A 14,930-nucleotide genomic window follows, 5' to 3' on the forward strand; every position below is an offset into this window, starting at 1 on the left:
CAAAGCCCGACGGACTGGCCGTCTGTGAGACGGCTGCAATCGGCGCCACGGTGTTGCGTTCGTTGACGCGCCATCGGTGCACGACGTTTGCATTGAGGTCGTGCTGTCGCGCAATCGCAGCGATGGATGCATGCGGCTGCCTGCATGCCGGCAGCACTTGTGCTTTGAGCGCCGCGCTGTGTCGGCGTCGAGGCGCTCTCTTGATCACTCGGTTTATAGCGTCCGCATCATTCATGTGGACACGATGCCATCAGCATCTCTTCGACTCAAGATGACTTGGCCGGCTGCTTACAGTATTTCCGCATCCTGCTAGGCTGCAGGCGGATGTCAGCGACGCCGAACCGAAAAGTAAGATGGCGTCTTCATCGCAAACCGACGTTCATATCGAGCGGCTCGGCAGCGCAGACCCTGTTGCGCCCCGCTGCCTTCGCGGCGTACATGCATCGGTCGGCACGCTCCATCAAGCTGTCGATAGTTTCTCCTTCCACCTGCGTTGCCACGCCAGCCGAAAACGTGATCTTCAGGGCGCTGTCATAGTGCGGAAACCGCAGTGCTTCGAAAGCCATGCGCAGCTGATCGACCAGTTTGACGGCATCCTCACGCATCGTGCCCGACATCGCCAGCAAAAATTCCTCTCCTCCCCAGCGCGCTGCGGTACCCCGCGCGTGAAGCGTCTTCTGCACCAACCGCGCGAACTCGCGCAGCACGGCATCGCCGGCGGCATGGCCGTATCGATCGTTGACCATCTTGAACAGGTCGATATCGATGAGTGCAATGCTCATAAACGGCCGCAACCGCTCAGTCTGCATATGCTCGGCCTGTAGCCAAACGCCCATGTGCCGACGATTGAACAGGCCAGTCAACTCGTCAAGGGTGGCCAGGCGCACGTTTCGCATAAGTGCTTGCTCGAGCTGAGCTTTCTGTTGTTGAAGTGCGGCACGCAACGCGCCCATGCGGGACGACAGCACGGCCATGGAGCAAATGAGCACCAGGCCAGTCAGGCCATGCGTCACCTCTACTGCTATCGGATAACGCAACGGGTCGGTCGCGTTTTTCCAAACCATCACCGAGATCAGCATGGCCACGGCGCACAACGAGAGCTGACGGATCCGGACTGGCTCGAGGGCAAACATCGAGAACACCAAGATCAGCAGCAGGATGGCCATGATCCCGCCGCGAGCCGGGCCGGTGATGGCATATGAAAAACAGACGGATGTCACGCCGAAGACGCATTGCGCAAAGCATAGCGACGGGTCGGCTGTGAAGCCAAGGTTTTGCCCGCTGCGCACGAAGACGAAGAACACCAGCGCGCCTGCCAGGTTGTAAGCCGTGAGCCAATTGGACGCACCCGAGTCGATCAGGCCGTAGCGCACCTCGAATTGCTGGACGCCCGCAAAAAGGACGAAAACCAACACTGCAATCAACGAGTAGGTGGCGCGCTCCCGTTGCAGGCCAGGCGCGCCCAGCAGCAACCGTCCGACACTGAAGGAGAAGCCTCGTCCAGCGCACATGCTCATGCGCGTCATTGGGTGATGCGACCGACGCCAACACTGCAACTGTCCAAGCGTGCCACGGCGTCGGCGGGTCGGCAAGCGAGAGCTACGCAGCACAGCATCCGGCGCACTTCATGCCATGTGGTCGGTGGATCACCGGCCAAACGTGCACCCATGCCACGCAGCAGACCGGGAGCTGGATGCACAAGGCCAGAGTCAGGCAGCGACGTCGACACGGTCAAAACGGTATCCGTAGCCGTATACCGGCAGCAACTTCCACCCATTAGCGCCGTCGAGCCTGAGCTTCTTGCGCAGGCGGCTCACATGGGTGTCCACGGTCCGCGTATCGACGTCTGCGTTCACGCCCCACACATTGTTGAGCAGATGATCGCGCGACAGGAGCTTCCCCGGATTCTGGAAGAGGTAGACAGATAGCTCAAACTCTTTTTGGGTGAGCGAGACCGGCACCTTGTCCATTGAAAGGCGGTGCTGGGGCACATCGACTTCATAGGCACCCATGCGCAAGACCGGCAGCCCACCCGGCTTCAGGCGCCGGGTTACGGACGCGATGCGGGCGAGCAACTCGAGCTGCTTGGCAGGCTTGACCAGATAGTCGTCGGCCCCCGATCCGAGGGCCTGAACCACGGTGGCCTCGTCGTCACGCGACGTCAGCACGATGATGGGGATCGACCAACCCAGGTTCTCGCGCACCCATTGCACGACTTCGCCGCCGGTGCCGTCTGGCAGCATCCAGTCCAGCAGCAACAGGTCAAAACGTTGGACCTTCAGCGCATCGACCATCTCGGCGGTGGTTCCGAACGCACTGACGGTGTGTGCGCCGCACTGAAGCCACAAAAGGGCCAGATCGCGCTGGTCAACGTCGTCTTCCAAAAGGGCGATGTGCATGGGGAAAGCAGTGAAGTGGTCGCTTTTTGGGACGTGTTAAGCGAGCGCGCCGGGCTGCCGCATGGCACTGTTGGCCGCGTAGCCGGGAAGAAGCCAGCCGGCCTGTCGAGCGTTGGTCAATTCCTGTTCGAGTTCTTCGCGCAGCTGGACGCGAACCTCTTCCGGGTGGCTATGGTCGTACTGCACGTCGAGTTCGCACTGCATGTAGTGATCAATGCGGGCCATCAGCCGGTCCACGGCATTGGCCGGTAGGTCTGAGATGTCCATGCAAACAGATGCGTCGGCAGCGAAATGATCGGACGGGGCATGTCGCGTTGCTGCGTGGCGCTGCAAGCGGGTCGACGTTATGAAGAAGGCAAACATGGAGAAATCCTCGGGGGCGTGATGAAGTGGCTCTATTGGAGCGTCGATCGGCCGGCAAGATGTGTCAGCATTGCAAACACTCGTTTTCCATCACAGGCACATCGGATTCGATCCAGCACGCCATGCGCATCGTGTTGACGCCTGCGCGGTGTCCATAGTCCACGCGGTCACAGGCCTTTTGGATGATGGTCAACCCGAAACCGCCTTCTGGGTAAGCGTCAAAATCGGTGGGTGCGATCTCGTGCGGTGGTTCGAAGCGCTCGCCCACGTAGATCAGTTCAACGGCCAGTTCATGCGTCGTGCGGCTCAGCAGGATTTCAATTGGAGCCCCCTCGACCAGTCCCTGGCCGTGCCTGAATATGTTGGTGAAAGCTTCCACCACGGCCACGGTAAAAAGATTCCCTTCGACTTCATCCATACCAGTACGTTGGAGTCCGCGGCACACAAGCTCGCGCAACGCTGCAATCGAGGATGGATTAGCAGGTAGCTCAAGCCGTATGGGCGAGGTGATAGCGTCGCCGATGCGCACCGACACCAGCGTCACGTCGTCGGTCATGGTGCAATGTTGCAGCAGTGTCTGCTGCAGCAGCGTGAGCACAGCCCCCGGACTGGGATGTAGCTGCGCGAGCTGTTTGAAAAGCTGGTGAACCCTGGCGTGACCGACGCGGTCGCCTTCGGGCGTGAGTGCATCGGACACACCGTCCGAATGCAGCAGCAACGCATCGCCGGCTTGGACTCCGATCTCGTCCTGCACAAAGAGCGTGTCGGTCAGCACACCCAGGGGCGGCTGCTGGTTGGTCAGCAGCCGGGTGCTGCCGTCGGCCCGCGCCAGCATGGCTTCCTCGTGCCCGCAACCAGCCCAGCACAGCCGGCCGTGCGCCATGTCGATACGCAGGTAGCACAGGGTCACGAAAGCATCGAGTGCCTGCAGATGCGGCGTCATGGCGCGATGCACCGCATCGAGAATTTGCGCCGGCTGTGGCGTCACGGCGCCCTGCCCGTCCAGCATCGACAGTTCGACCAATGAGCGGCTGAACTGCATCTTGACCGCAGCGCCCATAAGCGCAGCGTTGACGCCCTTGCCCATCACGTCGCCCGCGATCAGATCGATGCAATGGGGGCCCGGCCGAATCACCTCGAAGAAATCACCATCGATTTCCTGTGAAGCCAGGTTGTGGCTGCTAAGCCAAACCCCGGGCAGCGCAACCGTGGGGGCGGTCACCAGCAGCGACTGCTGGATGCGGGCACCGATCTGCAGTTCGCGCCGACGGGCAGCCTGTAAGTCCTTTTGTGTTCGGCGCTGTTCCTCGATGTCCTCGACGATGCCGATCATGTACAGCGCACGACCCTCGTTGTCACGTGCCAGCGACGCTGTCAGCCGCACCCAAATGTAACGTCCATCCTTGCGCCGGTATCGCTTCTCATCCGCAAAATGCGCGATGTCGCCGGCGAAGAGCTGTTTCATTTCGATCTTGCCCTGCTGCACGTCCTCCGGGTGGATCAGGGTGTCTGCATCGAGCGCCAGGAATTCCGCCCTGTCGTAGCCCAGCATGGCGCACAGGGTCTGGTTGACGCGCAGGAAACGCCTGTTTTCCCCTTGCTGCAGCACGCCCACCGCGGCCTGTTCGAAAGTCGCCCGCGCCCGCGCTTCGCTGTCACGCAACGCGCGCTCCGCCCAGCGCCGCTCGGAAATATCCCGCATCGTTGCCGTAAACAATTGCTGGCCGCCAGCCTGCACTGGCACCACGGTCAACTCGATCGGAAAGAGCGTGCCGTCCGCGCGCACTGCATTGACTTCCAGCCGGCTGTTCATGGCAGAGACTTTGCCCGTGGCGCGAAAAACCGCCATGCGTTGCAGCAGCGCTGCACGCTCGGCTGGTGCCACCACCAGGTCGTAGATCGGCTGTCCATCGACGCTGGCGCCGGTACGTCCGAACATGGATTCAGCAGCAGGATTGAAGTCGATGACGCGGCCCTGTGCGTCCACTGTCACGATCGCATCCAGCGCGCTTTGCAGCACTGCGTCGCGTCGCGCCTGGCTCGCTGCCAGCGCAGCCTCGGCGACGTGCCGCTCGTGCACGTTTGTGAGCGTTCCGATCAGGCGCAACGGGCGGCCCGCCGCATCGCGCTGGGGTGTCACCATGCCACGCAGCAGCATCCATTTGAAGAGCCCGTCACCGCACCGCATGCGCACCTCGGAATGCAAGACGGTTGCCGCGTCAGCCAGATGACCAGCGAGCGCGTCCCGCACTCGGCTCGCGTCGCCCACGTGCGCGAGTCCGATCCAGTCGGTGAATTCGCGGACTTCGTCGTCCCCGTCGTAACCGAGCAGGACCTGCCAGCGCGGCGAACAATGAACGGTGCCGCGCGCGATATCCCAGTCCCACACAGCATCCCCCGCACCTTCCAGGGCAAGTTTCCAGCGCTCCTCGCTACGCACGACCTCGCCGTGCAATATTTCCAGCGCACCTTGTGCGCGGCGCTGGTTGCGCAAGCCACGCAGCAGCAGCAGCGCCGTTCCTCCCAGGGCGAGCCACGCGGATAGCGCGACCACGCCGACCCATTTGGCGCGTTGAAGCAATGCGGTCCAAATCTCGGCGTAGGGACGCTCGACGACCACCAGGACCGACCAGTGCCGAAGCGTACGGAACGCGCCAATGGAGCGCGCGCCGTCCATGCCGGTGTCGACATAGCTACCGTGCTCGCGCGCCGGCAGGAACCGGGTGAACGGTGCCAGTCGTGAAGAGGTCTCGCCGGATGCCATTGGCACCGCGCCGCTGGGCACCAGCAGTTGACCTTCAAAGGACCACAAGGCGCTGCGTTCGGCCGCCTCGCCGATCAACACGTGGTGCTGGGTTGTGAACGATTCCGGGTTGAGCATCGCCACCAGAAGCAAGGGTGCGGTCGAGACTAAGTCGACGCGACGCCGCAGCGGCAATGCAGAGATCCCCGCGGCACGTCGCACGTCGGCGGGCTGAACACCCAGCTCCGACAGGTCGCGCAGCGGCAGCCATTGGCCCAGCGTTTCGCCGGGCTCGGCCGGCATCCCGCCCAGGAGCGCGAGGTCCACGCGACGGCCGACGTTGTCGGGGCCGGTGCTGGCCAGCACTCTGCCATCGGCAGTGAGCAAGGACAGGCTGCGCAGCGCCGGCTGAGCCTTGACGGCATTGGCCATTAGCGACCGGACATCCGTCAAGTTGAGGCCGGACCTGGCGCTTTCGAGCGCTTCGCCTACCGTACGCACCGTGGCAGCAATGCTGTCAAGTGCTGCGTTGGTCTGGACCTCCAGCACGCGCGAATAGAGCCCCGCCTCGTCGAGGGCCGCCGTTTCTATTTCCCGCCAGGCCAGCCACATGTAGGCTGCCGCCAGGCCCAGGACCAGCAGCACGGCGGCGATGACTGCCCAGCGCAACTGTCTCACCCGCGTTTGCAAAGCGCGTTCGACAGATGCGGCGGCGGCTTTCATGGTTTCACAACGATCTCGCCCAGGCCATATTTGGCGGCGGCTCGCCCGAGCAGCCCGTCACGCTTGATATCGGCGACAAATGCGTCGACGGTGCGCAGCCATTCGTCGTCGTCCGGCTTCACGGCGTAGGCGTACGGCACGCGGTGAAAGGGCTGCGGGGGTGCCACCAGCCGGGCCCAGTCGGCGTTGTCCAGAAGGCGACGGCTGTAGGGGTAGTCGGTCATGAACACATCGACCCGTCCGGCCTCCAGTTCCTGCTCCCGGGTCAGGGGCGGCAGGATCGATACGAGCGTGGCCTGCTTCAACGCGTCACGCATGACGGGTTCCATGAAAGTTCCGCTCTGGACCGCCACCTTGACGCCCGGACGATCGATGTCTTCCCAACTGCGCACCAGCCTGCTGCTGCGTGTCGTGACGCCATAGATGTCGCTGCTCAGATAAGGCTGGGAAAAACGCAGAGCAGCCTGCCGCTGCGGCGTGATGCCTACCCCATGCATGGCAATGTCGCAGTGCTCGGCGACGAGGTCGTCGATCAGTCGGGGGAAAGAGGATTCGACGTAGGCCAGGTCCACACCCAGCCGACGCGCGAACGCGGCCGACAGGTCGATGTCCACGCCCCCCAACTGCTTGTTGCGCGGGTTGCGGTAGGTGATGCCGTAATAGTCCGTCCAGATGCAGACACGCAGCGTGCCCGAGGTCCTGACCCGGTCCGCCACACCCCCGGCCTGAACCGCACCCGACCATGACAGGGCCGCCATGCATGCCGCGCCTAGGCACAGTGAGGCCGAAAGCGAGGCGCGCACTGCCTTGGAAAGCCGCCGCCGGGTGCTCTCACGCATAAGAAGCAACCGCATCGTTGCAGGAAGCGTGAATGCCGAAGACCCGGTTCATCCGCATGAGTTCGAACAAGGCAGCGACTGAGGGCGACATTTGGCACAGCCGGATGTCGCCTTGTCGCGCTTTGAGCTGGCGCAGGCAAGAAATGAGCGCGCCCAGACCCGAGCTGTCAATGAACTTCACACCCTGCATGTCCAGCACGACACGCGTGAGCTGCGTGACGAGGTGCTGGATCTCTTCCTTGAAGGCGCCCACATTGCCGGCGTCCAAATTGTCCTCGCGCAGCTCAATGACCAGCACGTCGTTGCCTTCAATGCGATGCAGTAGTTTCATCGGTACTTTCGTTGGTCGGGTAGAGCAGGCATTGAAGCCGATCGGCGGGCTTCGAATGTCACGGCTTTGTGTCGCCGGTGCGTGAGGGCGCCCCGCCGCTGCGCGCCGGGCCGACGGGTGCGCACGCCAGCGCGACGCATTCCAGCAAGGCAGCCCAGGCGCCCTGGTGGGCCACAGAATCCGCCGCTCCCGCCAAGACATCGGCAGCTCGGGCAGCCTGGCTCAGCGAGCCAAAACCATAGCTCCCTGCCGCACCGACCAATCGGTGCAAAGCCTGGTGGCGCTCTTGCGCGTCGAGGGCTGAACGGATCTCGCGCAGGCGCCCCGGCAGCCCTTCGGTGAACTGGCGTCGCAGCAGCACAAACCCCTGCTGGGCCGCCTCCGGCATCGACGGGTCGGTTCGTTCCAGGTCAGCGTCCACGGCCATGCTCCCAGTACATCCGCACGTCCTGTGGCAAGCGCACGGGATCGAACGGCTTCACGATGACGCCCGTCGCGCCGTACTGCAACAGATCTTCCACCTGGTCCGGCATGGCCTTGGCGGTCAGGAAAACCACGGGCACGCCGGCCATGCAGGGCAGGTCACGCAATGCCTGCAAAGTCTGCGGTCCGGACCAACCGGGCATCATCACGTCCAACAGCACCAAGTCGGGCTGGAACGCTTCAACCTGTGCCAACGCCGCCTGCCCGCTGGCAACCAAGCAAACCTCCAGGCCGCCGACGGCGCGAAGGCTGAACTCCAGGATCAGCCGGATGTCCGCGTCGTCTTCCACGCACATGACACGGCGCAGCGCGTTCATGTGATGAGGTCCTCGCGTATCGCGGCGGCCTGCGCACCCGCGCCTGCGCACGCGCTTGCAGTCAAGACCTGCGGCAACCAGACACGAAAGGTCGCGCCCTGCCGCGCGTCTGCCACGAGTTTAATGCGGCCGGCCATGCGCTCGACCAGCAGCCTTGCAATGTGCAGGCCCAGGCCGGTGCCGCCGACCACGCGACCGTCGCTGGCGTCAGCCTGCGAAAATTTCTCGAAGAGGAACGAGCGGTACGCCTCGGGCACGCCCGGTCCGGCATCGGACACGACGATGGCGTGGCCTCCCTCTGCCGATTCCAGCCGCAAAGTGACGGTTTCGCCAGCGGGTGAATGCTTGATCGCATTGGACAGCAAGTTGGCCATCACTTGCAGCAGACGGTTCGCATCCACCAATGCCAAGGCATCGCTGCCCCGGCTCAGGTCCGCTTCGATTGTCACGCCCAGGCCTGCCGCATAGCCCTGGTTCGCTTTCACAGCCTCCTGCATCAGCGGGCCCAGCGGCTGCGAACGGACGTGCAGCACCATGCGGTCGCCTTCGAGCTTAGTAAGATCGAGCACATCGTCGATCAGCTTGCTCAGACGCTCCCCGTTGCGCTGCGCCGCCGCAGCCAGCGGCATGGCCTGCGCCGGCAAGGGACCGGCCGCCCCGGAGACCAGCAAGCTGACCGCGCCCAGCACCGATGTCAGCGGCGTGCGCAATTCGTGGCTCACGGTTGCCAGGAACTCGTCGCGCATGCGCTCGTTGCGCAATATGTCAGTGAGGTCCTTGATCACCAGGGTGACGCGCTGAGCGCCCGCTTCTTCCCATGAACTGACCGACACCTGGGCAACAAAGCTGCTGCCGTTGCCACACGCGAGGCGCAGCCGTTGGGATCGCGCAAGCGTGGTCAGGTCGTGCCCGGTGACGGCTTGCACATCGGCGCCCGTCAAGCTGGCGGGTTCGCCTTTGCAGAAAGTGCGGCAGGCTGCCAAATTGGCTTCAACCACCTTACCAGTGTCGTCGACGGTCAGCACCGCATCAAGGATGTTGTCCTGGATGTCGCGCATCTGCTGGATGCGAGAGCGCTGCCGGCGCTGTTGCGCGAGGAGTTGGCCACAGCGTTGGAGCCGGGCCGCCAGCAGTGCCGCGTCGAGCGGTCGATCCAGCCAGTCGTCGGCGCCTTCGGGCAGGGGGCGCCGAGGCCGTGCGGCATCGAGCGGGTCCGACACAAGGATCACCGGCAGCCAGAGATCCGAGGGCGGGATAGACATTCCCACTTGGGCGCTTCCTGTCACCGAAAACGACGGGTCCCAGTCGAGCAGGATGACGTCAGCCGCATTGCGGCATAGCCAATCTGCGGCCGTGCTGCGATCCGGCATCGGGATGGCATCGTGTCCCAGCGCAAGCACCTGTGCGCAGGCCGCGCGCCGCGAAGTTTCGCACGTGTCGATGACCAGGATCTGGAGAGAAATGGGAGCGGTTGCCATGGACCGGCTTCATCTTATCCAGCCACTCGACGCCATGGGGCCACGCCGCGCAGACATTTTACAAAACGTTGACAAAAAACAAAGCAGCGCGATTTTTAATGGCTTCCAAGGCACTTGCCAACCACACCAAGGCGCGTTGAAACGCTGCGCCGCATCCAAGGGGTTTGAATGACGAACGAACAGGTCCTGGCCGAGATCCGCGAAGCCAACCTCACCTACCTGATGCTGGCGCAGAGTCTGATCCGGCTTGACAAGGCGCAAGCGCTGTTCCGGCTGGGCATCTCGCTGGACTCCGCCGAGCTGATCGCCGCCCTGTCACCCGCACAAATCCTAAAGCTGGCAAGCGGTAACACCCTGCTGTGCCGCTTTCGCGGAGCCGACGATCTGGTGTGGTCGTTGCTCACCGGCCAGCACCGCGACCGCCGTGCGCACAATGATGTGACCGACAGGCTGCACGCCCAACTCGTGATGTCGAGCCGCTATGCAGAAGCGCTGGAGGGCAGCGATGACGGCCGCTGACAGCCTGCTTGGACAGCAGCACCATTTGGGCCGCGCCGTTCAGCTGATCCGCTCCGGCGCATGCCTTCAGATGCTGCAAGCCGAGACGCCTTTACCCTATGAACGGCTGCTGCGCTTGTACAAGGAAGTGGCCCGGCGATCGCCTTCCAAAGGGTCAGCTGCCTTTTTCGACGGACTGGTTTCTAGCGTGGCAGATAAAGGTGCACGCATCGCTGTTTCACAGCGTCTTCACCTGGCTGTCCAAGACCAGCCCGCTCGACAGCGTGGACGCGCTGATCAAGGCCTATGGCCTCTACGCCGAACAGCTCGCGCTGGCCGACATCGAACCAATGCTGAGCATCACGCGCGCCTGGTCGCTGGTGCGCTTCATGGAGCAACGCATGCTGGCGGTGACGCCCTGCGTCCGATGCGGCGCGCACACCGTCACGCTGCCCTTCGAGAACTCCCGGCAGTTCACATGCGGTTTGTGCGCACCGCCCCCGCGCTCCGGCGAAGGCGCCCGCGCAGGACAACTGCGCCTTGGTGCCGACCCTGCACGCCATCCCACGCACTGACGTCTGTCGCACGGCGCGAAACATCTTTGTCTCTCCGACTCCCCACCCTGTTTTATCTCCCGCCATCATGTTCACCCTCGACCCCATCACCTGCCCGGCCGCCATCGAAGTCAAAGTCTCCGACTTGCTGATTGCCACGGCCGATACCACCGATCCACTGGTCCATGCCTCGATGCACAAAGTCCTCCGGTTGCTGCGCGACCAGCACCGCATGGAAGCCACCTTCGTCACGGAATGGAACGAAGGCGAGCACATCGGTCACCTTGCAGCGCTGCGTGCCCCCACGCACTTTGCGGCCGGTGCTGCCGACCCGCTTGAGATGGCCATTGTGGTGCAGGCCGGCAACGTCCGCGCCAACGCGGCCTGCTACCTCAGCGCGCCCGTTCTGCTGGCCAGTGGCGACGTGTACGGCACCTTGTATTCCTACAGTTTCAGCCCGGACGAAGGCCTGCAGCACCGGGAGCTAGCGACGCTGGCGCTGACCGCCCAGCTGGCCGCACGCCTGATCGACGCGCAGCCGCTCTCCCGCGCTGGCCAGTGATAGGTAAAACGCCATGAGAAGCCTGCCCCACCCGCTGTCCGAAGCCGCGCACCGTGCGCCGCCCCTTCCCGCCATCGACCCCGGTGCGCAGTTCGACATGTTAATGGACGACATGGACGTGTTGTACCGCGAGCGCAATGCGGCGCGGGCCCAGTTGCCACTGGCCCACGACGACGCCCTGTTCAAGCTGGCTGTGGCAGCCGGCTTCAGGGACGACGACACGGGCATCCAAATCGTGCGCGTCGGCTTCCTGGCTGAGGCGCTGGCCTTGGCCTTGGGGCAACCGGCCGGCTGGTCGGCGATGCTGCGCAAGGCGGCACCGATGCACGACGTCGGGAAAATCGGGATTCCGGACGCCGTGCTCAAAAAGGCCGGCGGCTTTACCCCGCAGGAGCGGAACATCATGAACCGCCACGCGGAAATCGGATGCGAAATACTCGGACGGACCGACGTGCCCGTGTTCCGTCTGGCTGCCGAGGTGTCGCTGCAACACCACGAACGCTTTGATGGGCAAGGCTACCCGCAGGGACGCGCTGGCAAGGCCATTGCCCTGTCGGGCCGCATCGTCGCGGTGGTGGATTTCTTCGATGCCCTCGGCATGCGCCGCTGCTACCGGCCGGCGATGGGCGACGATACGGTGCGCACCATGGTGCTGGCCGAGCGCGGCCGCGCCTTCGATCCCGACGTGGTCGACGCACTGCTGGCCGGGTGGCCCCGCTTTTTGGCATTGCGCGACCACGTCACGGACCAGCGGATGACCTTCGGCGATCTGGCTCGGCCCCTCCAGCTGGAACAAGAATGCATGTTCGCCACACTGAAATGAGCGGCATCGCCCTGTCGCCAATGCAAGTCGGACCAATGGCCTCCAGCGGCCTACGTGAACGTGTCCCGCCGCTGCGACGCACCAGCGGAACAAAAAGTGCCAGACTATGCCTGCGCTGCCAGACTGGACCCGCACCTGCAAAGCCCGGTGGCGTCGGCGAGAACACCGGTGCGCCTGAACTCGAGGTGGAGCGATGCGACCGCCAGATGCCCGGGTGGCTGAACCGCGCCCGCGCATGTTTCAGCGACGCGATCCGTCCGCGCGCAGGCGCAACCGCTGCCTTACCAGTGCCAACGGCGTTGTGCCCGGAGCTTTCATTTGACCGCTGGACGGCGCTGACCGACACCTATGCACGCAAACTCGCGCGCTGGAAACACGGGGACGCCTCAGTGCGCGACGAAGTGACACAGCTCGGCCATCAGCTGCAGGCGCTGAGCAAGGCCATGTACGGCGATGGCGCCCAGCGGGCCACGCTGGGCCACCACGAATTTCTGACCATTTAGCGTACCAGTCTCTCGCACTGAAGCGATCGGCCAGGGCAGCCGGCCGAACCGGGCCTGCTGCGCCGAAGTTGCCACCCTGCGGGCAGGGACCGGGATCCGTCAGCGTCCAAGGTAGCAACAGACGATGACCAGCATGGCCACCCGTCCCTGGTCGTCAAAGATCGGTGGTTTGACCACGTGAAAGTAGCGCACCTGGCCGTCGAAGCGCGTCACGGCCTCGACAGGAATGACCAGGGTCTGGCGGGTGGCAAACACGTGGACATCGTCCGCCAGATAGGGTTGCGTGTTGCGCGGTGCGTTGAACGGCGCTTCCGCAATCGGGCCCGATCCGTCTGGCGGCATCCCGTAGAACGCACGCATCGTCGCATTGACCCAGACGATTTGGGAGTCGGGACGCTTGACCAGCACGAGGTCCGGAATGGTGTCCAACACTTGCTGGAACCTCACCTGGCTCGTCTGCGCAATAGCTACGGTCAGTTGCCGGTCCTGCTCGGCCTGCAGAGCGCGTGATTGTGCGCACGCACTGTCCATGTGCAAGCCGATCTGCGCGGCGGCATTGGCCAGCAACGTCAGCAGCGCCGGGTCCGGTGAGAGGCTCAGGTGACTGAAGAACTCGAGGACAGCGAAGACGCTGCCACTGCTGCAACACGGCACCGCAAATCCCGCGAGCAGGCCCCCGAGTTCGGCCGCTTGCGTGCGCGCGAAATTGTGAGCCTCGCTCAGGCCCTCCAGCCAGCGCGGCTCGCCCGTCTGCCACACCTTGCCAAGTAGATCGTGGCCCGGGAGCACCGGCACCGTCCAGGAAGGATCCTGCGGATTTGCCAGCGGCCGTTCACGGCTCCACGTGCTCATGCAGTGCAGGAGACCGGCGGCCCCAGGCATCCAGACCCGACCTGCGTCCCAGTCCAGGGCCTCGCACACCGTCGTGACAAGGCGCGCACAGGCCCGTTTGACGGGCAGGTTGTCTGCAAGCGCCTGCGCGACAGCTGTCTGCACGCGCAGTGTCGGCGCCGGTTGAACTTTGACCCGGGGGGGTGCGGCGGATTTCTTGGACTGGGTTATGCCGCGATCATCAGGCTTGTGCGGTATTCAACTGGACTGAGACCGCCGAGGGACATCTTGATGCGCTTTTCGTTGTACCAGCGGATGTAAGAGTCCAAGGCCTGGATGAACTGCTCGACGGTCGTTGATTGCCAGTTGCCAGGATAGAACCATTCGGTCTTCAATCGACCGAAGAAGCCCTCGCAGGCCGCATTGTCGGGCGAACAGCCGTCGCGGGACATCAAACGCGTCAGCTCGGCGTCCGCGATGCGTGCCAGCCATCCTGGCCCTCGATAGTGGGTGGATTCAATCGGTTGTCGCAACATCTCAACTATGGAGGTGTTGTATGGGAAGAGCAAAGAGGTGGATGCAAGAGCAGACTAGGCGACCGGCGATGCATTCGTCAGGTCGCCCTGAGATCAATCAGCGGCTCATCAAGCGGGCATTCTGGGGGCAAATTTCGGAAGGTGCAGAGCGAGGAAGCAGCACGGGCTTCCGGGGTTTCGCAGCCATTGGGCCGCGGTGGTTTCGGCAAGCAGGTGGAATTCCACCTACGAATCTGGGCCCTGTTTCGGGTAGATATCTGTCGTTCACGGAGCGCGAAGAGATTGCGCTTCTACATGCTCAGCAACTCGGTGTCCGGGAGATTGCTCGACAGCTCGGACGCGCGCCTTCGACCATCTCGTGCGAGTTGCAGCGCAATGCAGCAACCCGGGGCGGGAAGCTGCAGCACCGAGCCACGGTGGCGCAGTGGAAGGCCGAACGTGCGGCGCAACGGCCCAAGGTGGCCAAGCTTGCGCTCAACGACAGGCTCAGAGTCTATGTTCAAGAGCGTCTTGCCGGAACCGTGTTGGATGTGCGTGGCAAGCGACTGCCGGGCCCGCAAGTACCTTGGAACGGACGTCGCCATGGCCGGCGTGCAGATCGCCGTTGGGGCAGCAGCTGGAACCCGGAGCAAATCAGCCGACGACTGAAGCTTGAATTCCCCGATGATGCATCCATGCGGGTCTCCCATGAAGCCATCTATCAAGCACTCTACATACAGGGTCGGGGCGCACTCAAACGTGAGCTGACGGCCTGCCTGCATACGGGCCGCGAATTGCGAGTTCCGCAAGCCCGAACACGCCAGCGCAGTAGACACTTCATCACGCCGGAGTTGATGATCAGCGAACGTCCGGCAGAAATCGCGGACCGGGCCATCCCTGGTCATTGGGAAGGAGATCTGATCATCGGGTTGAGTTCCTCAGCAATCGGAACTTTGGTCGAACGCGCG

At 63.6% G+C, this 14,930-nt stretch carries 16 protein-coding genes and 2 pseudogenes; 6 read left to right on the top strand and 12 right to left on the bottom strand.

Features of this window, described 5'->3' with window-relative positions:
• The 10 genes from RCH10_RS25880 to RCH10_RS25925 form a co-directional block, all read right to left on the bottom strand.
• Positions 1-235, bottom strand: a 235-nt coding sequence (locus RCH10_RS25880) for a transposase (protein WP_409054606.1), incomplete at its 3' end; no start/stop codon positions are given.
• A gap of 127 nt (positions 236-362) precedes the next feature.
• Positions 363-1,304 carry a GGDEF domain-containing protein gene (locus tag RCH10_RS25885; protein ID WP_409054607.1) on the bottom strand — a complete coding sequence of 314 codons (942 nt, stop codon included), beginning with the start codon at positions 1,302-1,304 and terminating at the stop codon, positions 363-365.
• Between the two features lie 405 nt (positions 1,305-1,709).
• Positions 1,710-2,399: a response regulator transcription factor gene (locus RCH10_RS25890; RefSeq protein ID WP_409054608.1), complete on the bottom strand. Its 690-nt coding sequence runs from the start codon at positions 2,397-2,399 to the stop codon at positions 1,710-1,712.
• A 36-nt stretch (positions 2,400-2,435) separates the two neighbouring features.
• Entirely contained in the window at positions 2,436-2,762 is a 327-nt protein-coding gene (locus RCH10_RS25895) for a hypothetical protein (protein WP_409054609.1), read from the bottom strand.
• 64 nt (positions 2,763-2,826) lie between these two features.
• Positions 2,827-6,228 carry a PAS domain S-box protein gene (locus tag RCH10_RS25900; protein WP_409054610.1) on the bottom strand — a complete coding sequence of 1,134 codons (3,402 nt, stop codon included), beginning with the start codon at positions 6,226-6,228 and terminating at the stop codon, positions 2,827-2,829.
• Positions 6,225-6,986, bottom strand: coding sequence for an ABC transporter substrate-binding protein (locus RCH10_RS25905; RefSeq protein WP_409054611.1), 762 nt, complete (start codon positions 6,984-6,986; stop codon positions 6,225-6,227). Before RCH10_RS25905 ends, RCH10_RS25900 begins: the two co-directional genes overlap by 4 nt.
• Before the next feature lie 73 nt (positions 6,987-7,059).
• On the bottom strand, positions 7,060-7,398 hold the full coding sequence (locus tag RCH10_RS25910; protein WP_409054612.1) for an STAS domain-containing protein: 339 nt from the start codon (positions 7,396-7,398) through the stop codon (positions 7,060-7,062).
• Positions 7,399-7,456: 58 nt separating this feature from the next.
• Positions 7,457-7,819, bottom strand: a complete 363-nt coding sequence (locus RCH10_RS25915; RefSeq protein WP_409054613.1) for an Hpt domain-containing protein — start codon at positions 7,817-7,819, stop codon at positions 7,457-7,459.
• A complete protein-coding gene (locus tag RCH10_RS25920; RefSeq protein ID WP_409054614.1) occupies positions 7,809-8,198 on the bottom strand; it encodes a response regulator in 390 nt (129 codons plus the stop codon). The genes RCH10_RS25915 and RCH10_RS25920 overlap by 11 nt, the downstream gene beginning before the upstream one ends.
• Complete coding sequence (locus tag RCH10_RS25925; protein WP_409054615.1) at positions 8,195-9,676, bottom strand: ATP-binding protein; 1,482 nt, start codon at positions 9,674-9,676, stop codon at positions 8,195-8,197. Before RCH10_RS25925 ends, RCH10_RS25920 begins: the two co-directional genes overlap by 4 nt.
• A 168-nt stretch (positions 9,677-9,844) precedes the next feature.
• Between RCH10_RS25925 and flhD the strand changes: the two genes are divergently transcribed.
• The 5 genes and pseudogenes from flhD (at position 9,845) to RCH10_RS25950 (ending at position 12,616) form a co-directional block, all read left to right on the top strand.
• Complete coding sequence (gene flhD, locus RCH10_RS25930) at positions 9,845-10,195, top strand: flagellar transcriptional regulator FlhD (protein WP_409054616.1); 351 nt, start codon at positions 9,845-9,847, stop codon at positions 10,193-10,195.
• Positions 10,182-10,749, top strand: a pseudogene (locus tag RCH10_RS25935) (FlhC family transcriptional regulator). The gene flhD and the pseudogene RCH10_RS25935 overlap by 14 nt, the downstream one beginning before the upstream one ends.
• A 67-nt stretch (positions 10,750-10,816) precedes the next feature.
• Complete coding sequence (locus tag RCH10_RS25940) at positions 10,817-11,290, top strand: hypothetical protein (protein ID WP_409054617.1); 474 nt, start codon at positions 10,817-10,819, stop codon at positions 11,288-11,290.
• A 13-nt stretch (positions 11,291-11,303) separates the two neighbouring features.
• The gene (locus RCH10_RS25945; RefSeq protein ID WP_409054618.1) at positions 11,304-12,113 is read left to right on the top strand and encodes an HD-GYP domain-containing protein; all 810 of its coding nucleotides are present in this window, start codon (positions 11,304-11,306) and stop codon (positions 12,111-12,113) included.
• Positions 12,110-12,616: a hypothetical protein gene (locus RCH10_RS25950; RefSeq protein ID WP_409054619.1), complete on the top strand. Its 507-nt coding sequence runs from the start codon at positions 12,110-12,112 to the stop codon at positions 12,614-12,616. Before RCH10_RS25945 ends, RCH10_RS25950 begins: the two co-directional genes overlap by 4 nt.
• A 99-nt stretch (positions 12,617-12,715) precedes the next feature.
• Here RCH10_RS25950 and RCH10_RS25955 read toward each other — a convergent pair whose 3' ends face one another.
• Positions 12,716-13,612, bottom strand: a complete 897-nt coding sequence (locus RCH10_RS25955) for a GAF domain-containing protein (RefSeq protein ID WP_409054620.1) — start codon at positions 13,610-13,612, stop codon at positions 12,716-12,718.
• 62 nt (positions 13,613-13,674) lie between these two features.
• Positions 13,675-13,956, bottom strand: a pseudogene (locus RCH10_RS25960) (transposase); the annotation flags it as partial.
• 245 nt (positions 13,957-14,201) lie between these two features.
• On the opposite strand from RCH10_RS25960, the gene RCH10_RS25965 reads away from it, so the two are divergent.
• A partial coding sequence (locus tag RCH10_RS25965; protein WP_409054621.1) for an IS30 family transposase occupies positions 14,202-14,930 on the top strand: 729 nt, incomplete at its 3' end.

This window comes from Variovorax sp. GrIS 2.14 (assembly GCF_046115955.1).
Taxonomy (GTDB): Bacteria; Pseudomonadota; Gammaproteobacteria; order Burkholderiales; family Burkholderiaceae_C; genus Variovorax.

What these genes read in the sequence shown, in the direction of transcription:
- RCH10_RS25890 (WP_409054608.1), bottom strand. Translation starts at nt 2,399, where the DNA reads ATGCACATCGCCCTTTTGGAAGACGACGTTGACCAGCGCGATCTGGCC.
- RCH10_RS25895 (WP_409054609.1), bottom strand. Translation starts at nt 2,762, where the DNA reads ATGTTTGCCTTCTTCATAACGTCGACCCGCTTGCAGCGCCACGCAGCA.
- RCH10_RS25900 (WP_409054610.1), bottom strand. Translation starts at nt 6,228, where the DNA reads ATGAAAGCCGCCGCCGCATCTGTCGAACGCGCTTTGCAAACGCGGGTG.
- RCH10_RS25905 (WP_409054611.1), bottom strand. Translation starts at nt 6,986, where the DNA reads ATGGCGGCCCTGTCATGGTCGGGTGCGGTTCAGGCCGGGGGTGTGGCG.
- RCH10_RS25910 (WP_409054612.1), bottom strand. Translation starts at nt 7,398, where the DNA reads ATGAAACTACTGCATCGCATTGAAGGCAACGACGTGCTGGTCATTGAG.
- RCH10_RS25920 (WP_409054614.1), bottom strand. Translation starts at nt 8,198, where the DNA reads ATGAACGCGCTGCGCCGTGTCATGTGCGTGGAAGACGACGCGGACATC.
- RCH10_RS25925 (WP_409054615.1), bottom strand. Translation starts at nt 9,676, where the DNA reads ATGGCAACCGCTCCCATTTCTCTCCAGATCCTGGTCATCGACACGTGC.
- flhD (WP_409054616.1), top strand. Translation starts at nt 9,845, where the DNA reads ATGACGAACGAACAGGTCCTGGCCGAGATCCGCGAAGCCAACCTCACC.
- RCH10_RS25940 (WP_409054617.1), top strand. Translation starts at nt 10,817, where the DNA reads ATGTTCACCCTCGACCCCATCACCTGCCCGGCCGCCATCGAAGTCAAA.
- RCH10_RS25945 (WP_409054618.1), top strand. Translation starts at nt 11,304, where the DNA reads ATGAGAAGCCTGCCCCACCCGCTGTCCGAAGCCGCGCACCGTGCGCCG.
- RCH10_RS25950 (WP_409054619.1), top strand. Translation starts at nt 12,110, where the DNA reads ATGAGCGGCATCGCCCTGTCGCCAATGCAAGTCGGACCAATGGCCTCC.